Source organism: Ruegeria sp. BHSB058, assembly GCF_059613285.1.
Genome location: NZ_JBXWSF010000009.1, coordinates 35366 through 52598 on the forward strand (window position 1 = coordinate 35366; position 17233 = coordinate 52598).

Here is a 17233-nt window from a genome sequence, read left to right on the forward strand (position 1 = left end):
TCCCTGTATGCGCCCCTTGGCTCCTCTTCCGCAGGGCGCGGGCACGGTATGTGCAAAGCGAGTATGGAGGAAATATGGAAAATCACGCAATAAACCCTTTTAATTGCAGCATAATTCTGAAAATATATCAACACAATATGCGTGATAATTGTAAAGTATCTTATGTCGCGTTGCAGAAAGTCGTTGAAAATGCGCAATAAAGGAAAGCAATAACCAATGGCCCGGGACACTTTGACTGGCAGCCGAATTCGCGAGCGACGGCAGATTGTTGGCCTGCGCCAAGCCGAGCTGGCCCGCGATGTGGGGATTTCAGCTTCTTATCTCAACTTGATCGAGCACAACCGGCGCAGAATCGGCGGAAAGCTCTTGGTTAATATTGCTTCGGTTCTGGGCGTGGAGCCATCGATGTTGACTGAAGGCGCCGAGGCTGCGTTGATAGCGGCTCTGCGCGAAGCGGCAGCGGATGCAGTGAACCAAAAGGCCGAGACAGATCGCGCAGATGAGTTTGCCGGGCGTTTTCCCGGCTGGGCCAGCGTCATGTCTCAGATGCACAGGCGGATCAAATCTCTTGAGCGCACCGTCGAGACATTGTCTGATCGGTTGACACACGATCCTCGGCTTGCTGCGTCATTGCACGAGGTTCTCTCGACCGCGGCCGCAATTAGATCGACAGCGGCCATTCTAGCTGAGCCCGGCGAGTTGGAGGCGGAATGGCGCGATCGCTTCCACAAAAACCTCAATCAGGACGCCGAACGCCTCGCTGGCAGCTCCAAGGCGTTGGTCAACTACCTAGACGAAAGCGAATCGTCCGAGGATCACCGGGGCGTTCCGCTGGAACAGGTTGAAGCCTTTTTCGTCGAGAACGGTCATCATTTTCCGGTAATCGAGACAGGCGGGGAGGTGAGTGATGTCGCGCTTGATGCATTGCCGTCCGGAGCAGCTCGAGCGATCGGGCGTGACATGCTGAGAACTTATGCCGCCGACGCCCTGGCCATGCCGCTCGACGAACTACGTCAGGCTTTGGAGGCAGGTGATCCCGATCCACTTGCTCTGATGCGCCGCTTCGATACCGATCTGCCAACGGTTCTCAGGAGGTTGGGGTGCTTACCAGAGGATGTATTGCCCAGGCCCACAGGGCTGGTGATCTGCGACGCCTCGGGTAGCATCCTGTTTCGCAAACCGGTGTCCGGCTTCGCCTTGCCACGCCACGGGGAATCCTGTCCGCTCTGGCCTTTGTTTGTTGCTTTGAATCGACCGTTGGTCCCAGTGCACCGCAGGGTGTCACAACTCGGCCGGACGGCAGCTGAATTCGAGTGTTTTGCTGTCGCCTGGCCGCGGGAAATAACGGCTTTCGGTCAAGACCCGGTGTATCATTCGGTTATGCTGATCCTGTCCCGGGATCGCTCGGAGCACCAAACCAGCGAGACATTGCCGGTCGGGAGCAGTTGCAGAGTTTGCCCACACCCGACCTGTAACGCCCGTCGCGAACCTTCGATTTTGAGCGAAGGTTTTTGACAGTTCGGTGAACGCAGGGATAGTCTGTTTATACACAATGAGCGGCATTGCCGCCGAAAGGCAAGACGGGGGAGGACGCGCAAGAATGAGCCGCAAGGTTCTGCTTATAGAGGATGAACCCAACATTACCGAGGCGATCCGTTTTTTGCTGACCCGAGAAGGTTGGCAGGTACAAACCCATGCCGAAGGCTCCGACGCGGTCGAAGTCATCAAAAACGCGAACCCGGATCTGGTGATACTCGACGTGATGCTGCCCGGCAAAAGCGGCATGGACATCCTGCGTGATCTGCGGGAGGAGGCCGATTTGGAAAATCTGCCGGTACTGATGCTGACCGCTAGAGGTCAAAGTCGAGATAGGGAAATGGCGGAAAAAGCTGGGGTGAGCCGTTTCATGACCAAACCATTTTCCAATACCGAGGTGGTGACTGCTGTTCGCGACCTGCACGCACAGGCGTCTCGGACATGACGGGCGGGTCCGAGCCCGAATCCGGCAATACGGTGGCGCCGCCACCGGTATTTCTTGAACGGCAAAGCTATCGCCGACGCAGGCTGTCTGACGCGGCCCGGCTGCTGCCCATTTTAGGTGCTGGTCTGTTTGCCATTCCGCTGCTCTGGCCATCGGGCACCTCCGATACGGAAACCGTGCCGACCTCTTCCGCGATCTCGTATGTGTTTCTTTGTTGGGCGGGACTGATAGCCCTTAGCTTCGGCTTCGGTATTGCGGCGCGGCGATTGTCAGTGCGAGAGGGCCAGGACGGAGACGAAGGTTGATGGCGACGCTCAACCTGTTGATCTTGGTGTGCCTAGGCTATGTTGTACTGTTGTTCGGCGTGGCCTTTGCCGCCGACCGGTTGGCCGCTACGGGTCGCAGCACCTGGCTGCGCTCGCCCTTGGTCTACACCTTGTCCCTGTCCATCTACTGCACTGCCTGGACCTTCTATGGCGCGGTCGGATATGCGGCGCGTTCCGGGCTGGAGTTCGTCACCATCTATCTTGGGCCTACGCTGGTCATGGTCGGGTGGTGGTGGGGACTGCGAAAGCTTGTTCGCGTTGGGCGCAGCCAGCGGGTGACCTCTATTGCCGACCTGATTTCGTCCCGTTACGGCAAATCCAATACCCTCGCGATCTGCGTGACCATTCTGGCGGTTCTGGGCGTGACGCCCTACATCTCCCTGCAACTCCAGTCGATCACTCTGTCATTCAGCATTTTTGCCGAGAACGATCCGTCCAGTATCTATCGCGAAGGATCGAGTGTGTTCTGGGTGGCCGCAGGTCTGGCCGTATTCGCCATTCTGTTTGGCACCCGCAATCTGGATGCAAATGAACGTCACCATGGTGTGGTGACCGCAGTTGCCATCGAGGCGATCGTCAAACTAATCGCGCTACTTGCTGTCGGCATCTTTGTTGTCTGGAGGATCGGCGGCGGAATTGGGCCGATCATGGCGCGGATTGACGCGTCGGAAATCGGGCAGTGGCAGGTCAACCACGGGCGTTGGGCCGCGATCACCTTTCTGTCCGCCGCCGCTTTTGTGTGTCTGCCGCGAATGTTCCAGGTGATGGTTGTCGAAAACGATGACGAACGACACTTGCGTGTAGCAGCTTGGGCTTTTCCACTTTACCTGCTGCTGATGAGCCTGTTCGTGGTGCCGATCGCGGTTGTTGGGCTGGACCTGATGCCGGAAGGCGCCAACCCGGATCTTTTCGTTCTCACCATTCCGCTGGCGCAGGGAAACGACGCTTTGGCGATGTTGTCCTTCCTCGGTGGGTTTTCATCCGCAACATCCATGGTCATCGTCGCCGCAATGGCGCTTTCGACAATGGTTTCGAACCATATCGTCATGCCGATCTGGCTGAGCGCGCAGGGCGTACGCGCCTCGGTGTCCGGGGATGTTCGCAGCATCGTCCTGTTTTCGCGCCGGGTTTCGATTGCGGTCATCATGGCGCTGGGGTTCTTCTATCACCAGATGTCCGGTGGAGGCGCAGCGTTGGCCTCGATCGGTCTGATCGCCTTTGCAGGCATCGCCCAGATTCTGCCAGCACTGGTTGGCGGCCTGTTCTGGCGCGGAGCGACCCGTACCGGAGCCCTGATTGGGTTGACCGTCGGTTTCGTTCTGTGGACCTACACCCTGTTGCTGCCGGATATGAGCGGTTGGATCGTGTCTGAGCGCTTGTTGACCGAAGGGCCGTTCGGATTTGGCTGGTTGCGACCCCGCGCCCTCTTCGGGATCGAAGGAATCGATCCGATGGTTCACTCGGTGATGTGGTCTTTGACGCTGAACACTGCAGCCTTTTGCGCGGCATCGCTTGCGAGCTTTCCCAGCCCTTTGGAGAGGTTGCAAGGGGCGCAATTCGTCAATGTCTTCGAACATTCCGCCGGTCCGCGTGGGTGGACCGGGTCGGTGGCGCAAAGCGAGGATCTGATGATCATGTCCCAGCGGATACTTGGCAGTTCCGAAGCGCATGATTTCTTTCACGCAGAGGCAGAACGTCAGGGCGGTCGCGGCTATCTACCAGAGCCGACACCAGCCTTTTTGGAACGGCTTGAGCGGGAGTTGAGCGGTTCCGTGGGCGCGGCCACGGCTCATGCCATGATCGGGCAGATTGTGGGCGGGTCGTCCGTCTCGGTCGAAGACCTTCTGGCGGTGGCCGATGAATCCGCTCAACTTCTTGAGTATTCCAGTCAGCTCGAGGCGAAATCGGCCGAGTTGACCAGAACCGCGCGCAAGCTGCGAGAAGCAAACGAAAAGCTGACCCAGATTTCCTTGCAGAAAGATGCCTTCCTGAGCCAGGTCAGCCATGAGTTGCGCACCCCTATGACCTCGATTCGCGCGTTTTCTGAAATTATGCGCGATACAGAGGGCCTGACCGCCCATGAGCGCGCGAAGTATGCGACGATCATCCATGACGAAGCGCTGCGGCTGACCCGGTTGTTGGATGACCTGCTGGACCTGAGCGTTCTTGAGAACGGCCAGGTCAACCTGAACATGGGTGATGGAAGCCTTCATGACGTCATGGACCGTGCCGTTTCTACGGCGCTTACTGGAACGGAGCGGGCTGTTCGCGTACGCCGCAACCGAAGTGCTGAACATATCTACCTTCATACGGACTTGGACCGGCTGAAACAGGTTTTTATCAACCTGATCGCCAATGCCCAGAAGTATTGCGATGCAGCGGAACCGGTTCTGACGATTTCGGTTCATGATGTTGGCGGGCAGGTGGTTGTTGATTTCGTGGATAACGGAAGTGGTATTCCGGCTCGGGCGCAAGCCATGGTGTTCGAGAAGTTTGCTCGGGTCGGGTCGGACAAGGCCGGTGGAGCCGGGCTGGGGTTGGCGATCTGCCGAGAGATCATGCAGCGCCTGAACGGCGAAGTGAGTTATCTTGCCGGGCAGGGGGGCGGCGCGTTTCGGGTAAGTTTGCCGCTGACCCACAAACAGGCTGCGCAGTAACTGCGTCGGTAAAGACATTCGTAACCGTCGCTGGGATACACCAGAAAACTGAAGTGTCCCTTGCAACAGAATCCGGAAAATGGTGACCGGTAAGAACCCCAAGACAGCGCTGGCGCGCAAACTCGACAGTCGTTTTCAGGTCGATGACAAACCTCGTTCGCTTTTGCGGGCAATTCGGCTTGCGTTGGCCAGATCTGCGGACGATCTATTAAAGCTGCCGCTGGCGGTCATTGGTGCCACACAGCGCCTGTGCTCACACGATGCGCTGCCGCAGGCGATTGAAGAAGGACGCCTGTTCCTTCTGTTTGCATCGCAGACTGAAGTTCTTGCCGCGGCTTGTCTTGACCGGCACTGCGTCGCATCGATCATTCAGCAGCAAACGTTGGGGCAGCTTTCCAAGGGTGACGCCGAAGCGCGGCCCTACACTGGCACCGACGCCGCCATGTCCGCGCCGCTGATCGAAGGGACGCTGTCGCGGGTGGTCGGGTTGGTTGATGCCCCGGTTGAACGTGCGCGCGTCGCGGGGTTTGAATTCCTGTCATCTTTGCCTGACCGGCGCAGCTTACTTCTGGCGCTGGAAATGGAAAACTATTGCGTCATCGACCTAACCGTCGACATCGCCGGTGGAAAGCGGCAGGGCAAGGTGCAGCTTGTTCTGCCGGAAGTGGATAAAGAAGAGGTTGTGGTCGATGGCGTTGGGGCGGAAACTGAGGGCCGACTGGAACGTGCAGCCGAGGTCATTGTTGCCGATCTGAATGCGGTGATTGGTCAGTTGCGATTGCCGCTTGTGGTGTTTTCGTCTCTGACAGCAGGGGATTTTCTGCCGCTGCACGGATTGCGCCTTGACCGGACTGAGCTGCAGACGATCGACCAAAAGAAAGTCGCAGTAGGCCGGTTGGGTCAGCGCGACGGAATGCGCGCGGTGCGCCTGAATGAAACCGGCACCGAAAACCGGGCTGTTCTTCCTGCGGCCCGCACTTTCGAGAAGCACAACGTTTCTCCTGCTGCGGAAAACGCATCGCGCACCGACTTGGACGCGCCAGCAATCGAGCATGATGGGATTGCAAAGGAGGTCAACACGCCTGCGAAAACAGAACCGAATTCAGGAAACGGGATTTCAGGGGCAATCTGAGAAAGCTATTACGTCAGCGACGTCGTCCGGCTTCTTCACACAATTGTTGCAGTGTCGGCCGCAGGCCATCCAGCTGATATCCTGCTTCCTGCGTTTTTGCCAGAATCTCATCGGGGTCCATCACACCGCATTGCCCCAATGCCCAGACCACCGAACATCTTGTGCCAGAGGCACAATAGGCCAGAACCGGCCCCGTCTCACTTTCCGCCAGTTCCATCTGGCGCGCCACGTTTTCCGGCGTCATCGTCTGATGCGTCAGTTCGAGAACCTCGAACTCCATTCCAGCCTGACGCACCGCTGCGCCAATTGCATCGGCCTGCTGTTGGGGCGGAACCTCGATATTTGGGCGGTTGCAGATGACCTTGGAAAAACCGGCCGCTGCTATCGCCGGAACATCTTCGACCGAGATTTGAGGCGAAACGGAATAGCGGGGGGTGATCTGTCGAATCTGCATGCAGCTTCCTTATGCGGCGGTCGCGAATCTGTCCAGTTGTGCGCCAACTTTAGGAGCCACCATCATTCCTGCAATCATTGATGCAAGGAAAATCGCACCGCCAATCCCGCCATAGGTAATTGAGGCCAGCGCTGGCCCGGGGCACAGGCCAGCCAAACCCCACCCCATTCCGAACATAATCGATCCAGTCACCAGCCGGTGATCGACTTCCACCTGCGGCGGGGCAGGAAAGTCACCGCCAAGGATTGGCTTGCGGTGGGCTGCAATCCGCCACGCGATGGCCATGGGGATAAGCGCGCCACCCATCACAAAAGCCAGGGTCGGGTCCCAGTCGCCGAAAACGTCAAGCCACCCCTGAACCTTGGTGGTGTCCGTCATGCCGGACACGAACAGTCCCGCGCCGAACAGTGCGCCCGCAATCAATGCGAATACAAAACGCATCAGATCACTCCTATCAGGTGACGAAAGAAAACGAGGGTTAGCCCACCTGCAATGATGTAGAAAACGGTGGCCACGATGCCCCGCAGGGAAAGTCGCGATATACCGCAAACGCCATGACCCGAAGTGCAACCGTTGGCAATGCGCGTGCCGACGCCCACTAGCAATCCTGCGGCAATTACGATTGTAACGCTATTGGTTAGATGGGTGTCGATCTTGACAGTGTACATTGGCCACAACGCCAAGGGAGCAACTATCACTCCCAGAATGAATGCCAGGCGTTCGAGGGTTGTTCGGCGTTCGCTGCCATCCACCAGCCCGCCAAGGATGCCGCTCGCCCCCATGATCCGGCCGTTTGCCAGCAAATAGACCGCACCGCCCGTGCCGATCAACACGCCGCCGACCAGTCCCCAGATCCAGTCCGTTTCCATAGGTTGATGTTCCCCTGTTTGCGCAAGCTCGTCAGATCTTGTTGATCGGAAGCTTCAGAAAGACGTCGCCCTGCTCATCAGCGGGCGGCATTTGCCCGGCTCGCATATTGACTTGCAGCGACGGCAGGATCAGTCGCGGCATTGCAAGGGTTGCGTCGCGCGCATCTCTCATCTTGACGAAATCCTCGATACATTTGCCCTGACCGATGTGAATGTTCAGCGCTTTTTGCTCGCCTACCGTTGTTTCCCAAGCATATTCATCCCTGCCAGGTGCCTTGTAATCATGTCCGACAAATATCCGCGTATCATCCGGAAGTGTCAGTATTTTTTGGATTGAATTGTACAAAGTCGCCGACGAGCCGCCGGGGAAATCGCAGCGCGCGGTTCCGAAATCCGGCATGAAAAGCGTGTCACCCACAAACGCGGCATCACCGATAACGTAGGTCAGGCAGGCGGGCGTATGGCCCGGAGTGTGCAGAACATCGCCGCGCATCTGCCCGATGTGAAAACTGTCGCCCTCTGTGAACAGGGAGTCGAACTGACTACCGTCCCGCTGAAACTCAGTGCCCTCATTGAAAACTTTGCCGAATGTATCCTGAACAACGGTGATGTTTGACCCGATCCCGATTTTGCCGCCAAGTTTTTCTTGCAGATAGGGAGCTGCCGAAAGGTGGTCGGCATGAACATGGCTTTCCAATATCCACTCGACCTTGAGATCCTCGGATTTGACATAGTCGACGATTGCGTCCGCCGATGCGGTATTGGTACGACCTGATGCGTGATCAAAATCCAGCACGCTATCGATGATCGCGCACGCACGCCCTTTGGGTTCGCGCACCAGATAAGACACCGTGAAAGTGGCTTCGTCAAAGAAGGCTTTTACGAATGGCGTCATTGGATCCTCCGCATTTCATATGTTAATCATATAAATAAGTTTGAATGTGATTCAACCACCCCGTCTCCTCACGCCGATTCCCCGGCTGCTTTGATGTCGGTCAAGGCAATTTCCTCAAACCATGATAGACTCTGCCAGAGTAGCGTTTCCTCGCCGAAAAAACAGGCACGACGGGCGGAAATTCGCAGGTACTCCATGTTCGGTGCATGAATTTCTTACGGTTGTTACTGAACTCTGTCAGGTTCAACGTATAGGGGAGGAGTCAGATGACTGCACAAGAACTTTATCGTGAAGTTGAACGATTGGAGAGGACGCTCAAGGGCGCGTGTATCGAAAAACGCTTGGAAATGCAGCCAACGGTCAGCCAGATGGTTCGGCAGATGCGGACGCAAGGTATTCGTGTTCCCTCGCGATTGCGCAGGCTGGACGTTGCGTTGTGTGAGGATGCGATCGAAGCGCGATTCGACAATATGCCGGTCTGAGTCTGGGTTTACCCCAGCGATATTCCCAGAATCACCATCATCAGTCCAAGAACCGACAGAAAAAGCGAGGCTAGGTTCCAGGGCAATACGCCTTGGACGGCTGCGCGCAGTTCTTCATCCGAAAGTCCCGCCTTGCGCGCTTTCATGACACGCAGAATGCACCAGACCAACCCAACCAGACCGGCAAGGGATATGGCGGCGCCAGACCAAATGATAATGTCGAACATGTCTTGCCCGTTTTCGTGTTCCGAACCGGTTCGCGGTTAGCGGATCGTTGCGGCAGGTGCAAGGTTTTGTCGGTTCCAGACATTGGCCGCTTGCGGCCTGCCCATCGCCGATGTATCCCGCATTTTGCCCGATTTCAGCCCGACGGAGTGATGCAGATGGACGAAATGATCGAAACACAGGCCGATTCTAACTATCGCGTGACAGCAGGGGAGTTGCGTCAGTTCATCGAGCGCTTCGAGCGCCTGGAGGCAGAGAAGAAGGACATTGCGGACCAGCAAAAGGAAGTGATGGCCGAAGCCAAAGCACGCGGTTATGACACCAAGGTCATGCGTAAGGTGATTGCGCTGCGCAAACGGGACAAGGACGACATCGCCGAGGAAGAGGCAGTTCTGGAAATGTACAAAGAAGCGTTGGGGATGTGATTCGCAACGCTTATGGGGTGATGAACGATACCCCAGGCATCGATTGTATGGTTCCTACATCGTCGTCATAGAGTTGTGTAAAAGCGTCGACCACCTCGGTGGTCCAGCCCGGCAGATCGAGCTCTTCCTCGATCTGTTCGAGAGCAGCAAACTCGTCCAGATGCCTTCGGATCAAGTTGCTGACTTGACGGTCGTTTATGTCGGGCGATAGCGACCGTTGAACGTGGAACCTTGCGAGGCCTTCGTCGGACAGTACTTCTGGCAAAACTGCAAACTCACCAATCACCGGTTCACTATCCGCCAGACGCGCCACGGCACGTAAAACCTTTCCCCAGATCAGCGGCGTATCTTCGTTGCACCAGACAGTGACATTGACCTCTGGCGCCTGTTCGCGGACCTGCGCGATGACCTGTGACCAGGACAACCGACTTAGGTCGAAAGTCGAACGAATTTCGTTCTGCCTGCGCTCGGGAAGGGAAGACAGGACTTCGGGAATGAAGCCGGCAGGGTTTCTCAGCCCGATGCACAGATCAATTTGCGATCCGGGGAACAGAGCGCAAATTTGCGTCATCCGCGGCCCGGCCAGTGGGTAAAACTGGCCGTCGCGAATGGCAGACCATTCCGTGCCAAAGAAGTTTGGGTCGGAGAAAAGTACGCGCCGGGGCATTTCACCCTGAAGGACGGTATCGAGAATTGCTTCGCCTGCCTCTGGTTGAACGGGCGCATTCTTGAGTGCCTGAAAGGTTGTCTGAAACAGCTTGCGGTACTTTCGAGGTCGTGGAATGGCGATACCGTGCCGACCGAATTCCTCGGTATTCTGTAGCAGGCATTTGATCAGGCGTCCGCCATCGGTTGCGTGAGCCCCCGTATGAAAAACCAGCTGCGTCATGCGTCTTCGACCGATCGTCAGTTTCCTCGCCTCGGGTGGCATGTTTGGCCAGGACAGTCAAATCAAGCATTTGTCCGCGTCATGAAAACAACGAATCTCTCGGTTATTGGAGAACCGGCAAAATTTTTGCTTCGGAAAGTTGTGGGCATCAGGTGGCTAAAAGCCCATCCTTTTCGGCAACAGAAAAAAGTGTCTTGAAGTCGACGATCGAACTCAGTAATTCAACCGCGTGCCCCTATAGCTCAGCTGGTAGAGCAACTGATTTGTAATCAGTAGGTCCGCGGTTCGAGTCCGTGTGGGGGCACCATTTCCTATACGTATTCAATTAATTACATCTTCTGGTGTTTCTCGGGTGACGATTGCTCTTGCCACTGGCGGACAGCGGTGTGCTGGTCAAAAACAGCCTGACGATTCTGCAGCGTTTCAGGACTGATCAATGAGCAGGAATGACCTGACTTCGTACAGATGTGAAGAATACGGGTGCTCTCCTTTCAAGCGGGAATCCGCCGGGGCAAAAATGAGGCAGATATTGGGCGCGCTTTTGCCATAGTTTCGCAGTAATGATTTTCCGAAATGTTTCTGATTGCAATCCACAACAGTTCCTTGTGGCTTAGAAACACATGTTGAGACCGGTAGCCGGAGGAGAGAGAGATGAAGCTCAAGTCAGCCGTTCGCATTGCGGCCACGACATTCATGTTGGCGGGTGCGGTTGGTTTCACCGCCGGTGTGATAGCCCCCGACGCTGCCTTTGCTAAGGGCGGCAATGGTGGCGGTAACGGTGGTGGCAACGGCGGCGGAAATGGCGGTGGCAAAGGTGGCGACCATGGCGGTGGAAACGCTGGAAAAGGCGGTTCCGGAACCAGCAAAGGTGGCTTTGGCGGAACCAAGGGTCATGGCAAAAGTGGTTTTGCCGGGCTGGGCGACGGCAAAAGCAAGGGGAACGGGATAGGCAAGGGGTTGGCGGATTCGATCTCGGGCCTGTTTGGCGGCAAATCCAAGACCAAATCCTCAACCCAGGCCAAAAGCCCTGCGTCGAAGAGCGTGGCGAAGGCGACCAAATCGGAAGTGGCCCCAAACTCGCAAGGTAAGATTGCTTCGGAACTCAAAGGACTGAACGCTGCACATGCCAGTGCTCAGGCTTTTGCAAATGCATCGCCGAACAGCATGGTTGGGCGTTTGGCAGAATATCGTGAGGCTTTGGCCGATGTTGCTGATGCTGAGGACGCCTTGGCCGAAGCCAACACGGCGCTGAGCGATGCTGTAAGCGATCTGGCCGATGCCGAAAAATCCCTGATGGATGCACAACAGGATCTGGCCGATCTTGAAAGCCTGTCGCAGGAAGAAAGAGAGGCGCAATTTGAATCGGAAGACGCCTATAATGATGCGGTGGCCGGCGCAAAAAGCGCGGTAAGTGATGCGGAGACTGATGTTTCCGATGCGGAAACCGCCATAGGAGACGCGGAAACCAATGTTGCCGATGCCGAAGACGCTGTGGATGAGGCGCAGGAAATCTCGGAGGAGTCGCTTGCTGGCCTTCCAGGTGGCGAAGACCTGTCGGACGAGGCTGTTGCCGAACTCAACGGAATGCTAACCGACTGACTTAATTAATCATCGCGGTTTTGGGTGGTGAGATAAAATAGAAACGGGCGGCTTTGGCCGCCCTGTTTTTTTTCTTTTGTGTGAATTCCCCCACGGTCGTCAGACCCGGTCTTTTGGCGGGCAATTGCCAAGAGGTTGCCGGTTAGTTTTGTCTCAACGTGAAACTGACGTATAGTCGTGGCGGTGGGTATTGAGTTCTTGACGCCTATGATCCTTCGATTTTGGCCGACAAGTTCGCGATCGGTGCAAATGTGGGGGAAGATTTATGAAACTCGGGTTCGCGTTGCGCGTCACAGCCACATCCCTGATGCTGGCCGGTGCTTTGGGATTTGCCGCCAACATCGCAATTCCGGACATGGCAATCGCCAAGAACGGAAATGGCGGTGGCAAAGGCGGCGGTAAAGGTGGTGGCCACGGCGGAGACAAAGGTGGAGGTGGTCACGGCAAGGGTGGGCCTGACAAGGGCGGCAAAGGAAAGAGCGCCCATGGTAATAGCGGCACAGACAAAAGTTCATTTGGCAAAGGTGGCCGCACCAAATCCACAAGCAAGGGCGGTTCAAAGCACGGGTTTGGCAAAGGTGGATCGAAGGGAAAAAAGGGTCTCTTTGCCGGCTTCAATGGCTCCAGGTCAAAGGACAGGGGAAAGAATGGCGGCCAGAAAGGCGCGTTCGCGCAAGCGATGTCCGATCTGTTTGGCGGTACAAAGTCCCGCGGAAGGTCAAAAACAAAATCTTATGACGGGTCACGCAAGAGTTCCAAGAGTTACGCCGCGCGCAGCGTCGCAACCGCCTCGTTGGCGACAACTGCTTATGCGACGGAGTATCCGGCGCGCTATGAAACCTACGATCACCTGAACAAGTACGAGTATCCCGATACATACGACTATACGGACAAGCGCGACTATTATTCTCGCAAGCACCACGAATACGAGCACTATCACTCATACAGCTATCACGACTGGTACGATGATGATGACGACTATGATCATCACGACAAGTACGACAAGGATATTCGGCACGACTATCATAGCTACTATGACCGGTTCGACTACGACCACATGGACAAGTACGATTATCCGGATAGCTATGGTTACCACGAAAAATACGGTTACCACGACAAATACGGTTACCACGACAAGTACAGCTACGATGACGAATACGACCATCCGAACAAGCACGGTAAAATCGCGTCGGAACTCAAGGGCCTGAACGCGGCTCATGCCAGCCCTCAGGCATTTGCAAACGCCAGCCCCAACAGCATGGTTGGGCGGATTTCGGTTTATCGGGATTCGCTGTTTGATCTGCGTGACGCCAAACACGATTTCGTCGAAAGCAAAGAGGACTTCCGCGATGCGCTGATGGATCTTGACACCGCGCGGAGTGGTTTGAACGACGCCGAAGATCACCTGAACGATCTGGAATCCTTGTCGCAGGAGGAAATCGACGAACAATTCGACTCGCAAGAGGCCTATGACGCGGCTGTTCAGGATGCTCAGGATGCGGTTTCCAAGGCCGAAGACGAAGTCGACTATGCCAAGGATGCCGTCCATGACGCCAAAGAGGACGTCATCGAGGCCCGTCACGACGTGAAAGAGGCTAAGGAGTATTCTCAGGAAACACTGTCCGGCCTGCCCGGAGGTGAGGACCTGTCCAGAGCGGCCAAAAGAGAACTGAACGGTCTGCTTCTGGACTGAAAAAAACGCCGCCGTGGTGTCGTGGCGGCGTTTGGATTGCGGCGGGCGGCTCTTGTGGCCGCCCGAACTGTTATTGCAGTTCCACCAACAGGTCTTTGGCGTCGATCTGGCCGCCGGGTTGGACGTGTATGGCCTTGATCGTGGCGTCACGCTCGGCGTGGATGCCGGTCTCCATCTTCATTGCCTCGATGGTCAATAGCATGTCGCCCTCCTTGACTTCCTGACCAGCCGAGACCGCGACGGTTGCCACGACACCCGGCATCGGTGCCCCGACATGATTGGGGTTTCCGACTTCGGCCTTGGGCCGCTGGATGGTGGAGGATTTCACCAGACGGTTGGGCACGCGGATCACGCGGGGCTGGCCGTTGAGTTCAAAGAACACCTTGACCTCGCCATTTTCATCCGTCTCGCCAATGGCCTGGCATCGGATTTCCAGCGTCTTGCCTGGATCGATCTCGGCGGTGATTTCTTCGCCCGGCTCCATGCCGTAAAAGAACGTCCGTGTCGGCAGGGTGCGCACTGGCCCGTACTGGCGATGGCGCCCCATGTAGTCAAGGAACACCTTGGGATACATAAGATATCCGTTCAGGTCCTCGTCATCGACTTCTTTACCTTCCAGTTGTTTGGACAGGTCGGCGCGGGTTGCGTCCAGATCGATAGGTTCGACGTGTTTGCCCGGACGTTCGGTATTGGGTTTTTCGCCTTTCAGCACCTTGCTGATGATCGCATCGGGGAACCCTCCCGGCGGTTGGCCCAGATTGCCGCGCATCATGTCGATGACCGAGTCGGGGAAGGCCACATCGGAATTCGGGTCTTCGACCTGCGCGCGGGTCAGGCCTTGACTGACCATCATCAACGCCATGTCCCCAACGACCTTCGAGGACGGCGTCACCTTGACGATATCGCCGAACATTTGGTTAACGTCGGCATACATCTGGGCCACTTCGTGCCAGCGTTCTTCCAGACCCAGGCTGCGCGCCTGCGCTTTTAGGTTGGTGAACTGACCGCCCGGCATCTCGTGCAGATAGACTTCGGAGGCAGGGGCCTGCAGGCCCGATTCAAATGCCGCGTACTGGCCGCGCACCGCTTCGAAATAGTCGCTGATCTCGCGGATCGCCTTGATATCCAGCCCGGTGTCGCGATCCGTATGCCGCAGCGCCTCGACCACGGTACCCAGTGTCGCCTGTGACGTGTTGCCCGAAAAGCTGTCCATCGCGCAATCGACCGCATCGACCCCAGCCTCCGAGGCCGCAAGGATGGTGGCGCTGGCGATCCCGGCGGTGTCATGCGTGTGGAAGTGGATCGGTAAGCCAACCTCTTCCTTCAGCGCTTTGATCAATACCCGCGCAGCAGCCGGTTTCAACAGGCCCGCCATATCCTTGAGCCCCAGAACATGGGCGCCCGCGTCACGCAGCTGCTTGCCCATAGAGACATAGTATTTGAGGTCGTACTTGGCGCGCTCGGGATTCAGGATGTCGCCGGTATAGCAGATCGTGCCCTCGCAGATCTTGTTCTGCTCGACCACTGCATCCATCGCGACGCGCATGTTCTCGACCCAGTTCAGGCTGTCAAAGACGCGGAACACGTCGATGCCGGTGGCCGCCTGGCGCACGAATTCGCGTACCACGTTGTCGGGATAGTTCGTGTAACCCACCCCGTTCGCGCCGCGCAGCAGCATCTGGGTCATCAGGTTGGGCATCGCCTCGCGCAGGTCGCGCAGGCGCTGCCACGGGCATTCCTGGAGGAAGCGGTAAGCCACGTCAAACGTGGCGCCCCCCCAACACTCGACGCTGAACAATTGCGGCAGGTTGGCGGCATAGGTCGGCGCCACGCGGATCATGTCGATCGAACGCATCCGGGTCGCCAGCAGCGATTGGTGCCCGTCGCGCATGGTCGTGTCGGTGATCAACAGCTGGCGCTGCGCCTTCATCCAGTCGGCCACCGCCTGCGGGCCTTTCTGTTCCAGCAGGTTGCGAGTGCCCATCTGGGGTTCCGCCTTTTTTGCGGGTGGTCTGGGCACTTTCAGGTCGGGATGCGGCAGGGGGCGGTCCTTGGTTTCTGGATGCCCGTTCACAGTGATATCCGCGATATAGGTCAGAACCTTGGTGCCCCTGTCGCGACGCTTCTTGAAGTGAAACAGCTCTGGCGTTTCGTCAATGAACTTGGTGGTGTACTCGTTCGACAAGAACGTCGGGTGCTTCAGCAGGTTTTCGACAAATGCGATATTGGTGCTGACGCCACGCACCCGAAACTCGCGCAAGGCGCGGTCCATCCGGGCGATCGCTTTTTCCGGGGTCTGCGCCCAAGCGGTAACCTTGGTCAAGAGCGAGTCGTAATACCGCGTGATCACCCCGCCCGCATAGGCCGTGCCGCCATCCAGACGGATGCCCATGCCCGTAGCCGAACGATAGGCGGTAATGCGGCCATAATCCGGGATGAAGTTGTTTAGCGGGTCCTCGGTCGTCACCCGTGTTTGCAGCGCATGGCCGTTCAGCTGAACCTCGTCCTGATTGGCTTTGCCCGTCGCCTCGGCCAGCGTCTTGCCTTCGGCAATCAGGATCTGCGCTTGCACGATGTCGATGCCGGTCACTTCTTCGGTGACGGTATGCTCGACCTGCACCCGGGGGTTCACTTCAATGAAATAGAACTTGCCGGTTTCCATATCCATCAGGAACTCGACGGTTCCGGCGCATTCATAGTTCACGTGGGCGCAAATCCGGCGGCCCAGCTCACAAATCTCGGCGCGCTGTTCTTCGCTCAAGTAAGGGGCGGGCGCGCGTTCTACGACTTTCTGGTTGCGTCGTTGGACCGAGCAGTCACGCTCATAAAGGTGATAGATCTCGCCGTGCTTGTCGCCCAGAATCTGAACCTCGACATGGCGGGCGCGAGTGATCATCTTTTCCAGATAGCCTTCGCCATTGCCAAACGCGGCTTCCGCCTCACGGCGGCCTTCCATCACTTTTTCGGCCAGTTCTTTTTCGGAGTAGATCGGGCGCATGCCGCGTCCGCCACCGCCCCAGGAGGCTTTTAGCATCAGCGGGTAGCCGATCTCGGCGGCCTCCTTGCGGATGGCGTCCATGTCATCGCCCAGAACCTCGGTGGCCGGGATCACCGGAACGCCCGCCGCAATGGCGACCTTTCGGGCGCTGGCCTTGTCTCCCAGAGCGCGCATGGTCTCGGCTTTTGGACCGATGAAGGTGATACCGTTGCTGGCGCAGGCATCCACGAAATCTGGGTTCTCCGACAACAAGCCATAGCCGGGATGGATGGCATCTGCGCTGCTTTCCTTGGCGACGCGAATGATTTCGTCAATGCTGAGATAGGCCGCAACCGGTCCCAACCCCTCACCGATACGATAGGCTTCGTCCGCCTTGAAGCGATGCAGGCCCAGCTTGTCCTCTTCGGCAAAAACGGCGACGGTGCGTTTGCCCATCTCGTTGGCCGCGCGCATCACGCGAATTGCAATCTCACCGCGGTTGGCGATCAGAATCTTTTTGAAATCGGTCATTGGCAGGTTCCGGTAGTTGGCGGGTGGCCGTGTTTTAAGCGGACAATACGCGCACGTATATCTGTAATTCGGGGTAGAACCGGCATGTTATCGCTCGC

General features: G+C 57.0%; 16 protein-coding genes and 1 tRNA gene. 10 read left to right on the forward strand and 7 right to left on the reverse strand.

What is annotated here, in order from left to right; genetic code table 11:
• Positions 1–216: 216 nt before the first annotated feature.
• The 5 genes from AC2FNB_RS03970 to AC2FNB_RS03990 all read left to right on the forward strand — a co-directional run bounded on the left by AC2FNB_RS03970 (position 217) and on the right by AC2FNB_RS03990 (position 6096).
• Positions 217–1515, forward strand: a complete 1299-nt coding sequence (locus AC2FNB_RS03970) for a helix-turn-helix domain-containing protein (RefSeq protein ID WP_480749123.1) — start codon at positions 217–219, stop codon at positions 1513–1515.
• Between the two features lie 85 nt (positions 1516–1600).
• A complete protein-coding gene (locus AC2FNB_RS03975; protein ID WP_480749124.1) occupies positions 1601–1981 on the forward strand; it encodes a response regulator transcription factor in 381 nt (126 codons plus the stop codon).
• Positions 1978–2286: a hypothetical protein gene (locus AC2FNB_RS03980; RefSeq protein WP_480749125.1), complete on the forward strand. Its 309-nt coding sequence runs from the start codon at positions 1978–1980 to the stop codon at positions 2284–2286. The genes AC2FNB_RS03975 and AC2FNB_RS03980 overlap by 4 nt, the downstream gene beginning before the upstream one ends.
• Entirely contained in the window at positions 2286–4964 is a 2679-nt protein-coding gene (locus AC2FNB_RS03985) for an ATP-binding protein (protein WP_496744606.1), read from the forward strand. The genes AC2FNB_RS03980 and AC2FNB_RS03985 overlap by 1 nt, the downstream gene beginning before the upstream one ends.
• Before the next feature lie 79 nt (positions 4965–5043).
• The gene (locus AC2FNB_RS03990) at positions 5044–6096 is read left to right on the forward strand and encodes a FliM/FliN family flagellar motor C-terminal domain-containing protein (RefSeq protein ID WP_496744608.1); all 1053 of its coding nucleotides are present in this window, start codon (positions 5044–5046) and stop codon (positions 6094–6096) included.
• A gap of 13 nt (positions 6097–6109) precedes the next feature.
• Here AC2FNB_RS03990 and AC2FNB_RS03995 read toward each other — a convergent pair whose 3' ends face one another.
• From AC2FNB_RS03995 to AC2FNB_RS04010, 4 genes are read right to left on the reverse strand one after another with little or no spacing between them, the layout of a single operon-like run.
• Complete coding sequence (locus AC2FNB_RS03995) at positions 6110–6550, reverse strand: protein tyrosine phosphatase family protein (protein ID WP_496744610.1); 441 nt, start codon at positions 6548–6550, stop codon at positions 6110–6112.
• A 9-nt stretch (positions 6551–6559) separates the two neighbouring features.
• Entirely contained in the window at positions 6560–6991 is a 432-nt protein-coding gene (locus AC2FNB_RS04000; protein WP_480749130.1) for a DUF6691 family protein, read from the reverse strand.
• Entirely contained in the window at positions 6991–7419 is a 429-nt protein-coding gene (locus AC2FNB_RS04005) for a YeeE/YedE family protein (RefSeq protein ID WP_480749131.1), read from the reverse strand. Before AC2FNB_RS04005 ends, AC2FNB_RS04000 begins: the two co-directional genes overlap by 1 nt.
• 31 nt (positions 7420–7450) lie before the next feature.
• Positions 7451–8314 (reverse strand): MBL fold metallo-hydrolase, encoded by an 864-nt coding sequence (locus AC2FNB_RS04010; protein WP_496744613.1) that lies wholly within the window; start codon positions 8312–8314, stop codon positions 7451–7453.
• Between the two features lie 266 nt (positions 8315–8580).
• Here AC2FNB_RS04010 and AC2FNB_RS04015 point away from each other — a divergent pair, with 266 nt between their 5' ends.
• Positions 8581–8796 (forward strand): hypothetical protein, encoded by a 216-nt coding sequence (locus AC2FNB_RS04015; RefSeq protein ID WP_480749133.1) that lies wholly within the window; start codon positions 8581–8583, stop codon positions 8794–8796.
• An 8-nt stretch (positions 8797–8804) separates the two neighbouring features.
• Here the strand turns inward: AC2FNB_RS04015 and AC2FNB_RS04020 are convergent, their stop codons facing one another.
• A complete protein-coding gene (locus AC2FNB_RS04020) occupies positions 8805–9023 on the reverse strand; it encodes a hypothetical protein (RefSeq protein ID WP_496744615.1) in 219 nt (72 codons plus the stop codon).
• Positions 9024–9188: 165 nt separating this feature from the next.
• Between AC2FNB_RS04020 and AC2FNB_RS04025 the strand changes: the two genes are divergently transcribed.
• The gene (locus AC2FNB_RS04025; protein ID WP_480749333.1) at positions 9189–9446 is read left to right on the forward strand and encodes a DUF2312 domain-containing protein; all 258 of its coding nucleotides are present in this window, start codon (positions 9189–9191) and stop codon (positions 9444–9446) included.
• A 10-nt stretch (positions 9447–9456) separates the two neighbouring features.
• On the opposite strand, the gene AC2FNB_RS04030 is transcribed toward AC2FNB_RS04025, so the two are convergent.
• Positions 9457–10335, reverse strand: a complete 879-nt coding sequence (locus AC2FNB_RS04030) for a hypothetical protein (RefSeq protein ID WP_496744617.1) — start codon at positions 10333–10335, stop codon at positions 9457–9459.
• A gap of 231 nt (positions 10336–10566) precedes the next feature.
• Between AC2FNB_RS04030 and AC2FNB_RS04035 the strand changes: the two genes are divergently transcribed.
• The 3 genes from AC2FNB_RS04035 to AC2FNB_RS04045 all read left to right on the forward strand — a co-directional run bounded on the left by AC2FNB_RS04035 (position 10567) and on the right by AC2FNB_RS04045 (position 13627).
• A tRNA-Thr gene (locus tag AC2FNB_RS04035) sits at positions 10567–10642 on the forward strand.
• 344 nt (positions 10643–10986) lie between these two features.
• Positions 10987–11934: a hypothetical protein gene (locus tag AC2FNB_RS04040; RefSeq protein ID WP_496744619.1), complete on the forward strand. Its 948-nt coding sequence runs from the start codon at positions 10987–10989 to the stop codon at positions 11932–11934.
• A gap of 265 nt (positions 11935–12199) precedes the next feature.
• Positions 12200–13627 (forward strand): hypothetical protein, encoded by a 1428-nt coding sequence (locus AC2FNB_RS04045; RefSeq protein WP_496744621.1) that lies wholly within the window; start codon positions 12200–12202, stop codon positions 13625–13627.
• Between the two features lie 70 nt (positions 13628–13697).
• Here the strand turns inward: AC2FNB_RS04045 and AC2FNB_RS04050 are convergent, their stop codons facing one another.
• Positions 13698–17135 carry a pyruvate carboxylase gene (locus AC2FNB_RS04050; RefSeq protein ID WP_480749138.1) on the reverse strand — a complete coding sequence of 1146 codons (3438 nt, stop codon included), beginning with the start codon at positions 17133–17135 and terminating at the stop codon, positions 13698–13700.
• Positions 17136–17233: the final 98 nt, after the last annotated feature.